General features: G+C 51.9%; 1 protein-coding gene. It reads right to left on the reverse strand.

Translation table 11 applies throughout. From position 1 onward, the window contains the following. Positions 1-289, reverse strand: a 289-nt coding sequence (locus J0A66_RS22990) for an aminotransferase class I/II-fold pyridoxal phosphate-dependent enzyme (RefSeq protein ID WP_206576095.1), incomplete at both ends; no start/stop codon positions are given.

The raw sequence follows: 289 nt of genomic DNA on the forward strand, positions 1-289 counted from the left end.
TATTGAAGGTCTCTGCGCTGATAGCATACATACCATACGTCGGTGGGCAGATAAGAATGCTATCTTGTCCGGCATCGCAAAATGCGCGGATCAGCAACTCGATGCCTTCGTCAGCGCCCCGGCTGACCAGTACCTGTTCGGGCGCTACACCGGCATAAGCCGCATAGGCCTGTAAAACGTCTTTAGGCTGGCAGTCTGGATAGCGGTTGAGTTTGTTGCTATTCAGGCTGTATTCGCCAACAAAAGGCGATTCATTGGCGTTTAACCAGTCTTGTCCGCCGGAAAATAG

Origin of the sequence: Bowmanella dokdonensis (genome assembly GCF_017254865.1) — a bacterium.
GTDB classification, from domain to species: domain Bacteria; phylum Pseudomonadota; class Gammaproteobacteria; order Enterobacterales; family Alteromonadaceae; genus Bowmanella; species Bowmanella dokdonensis.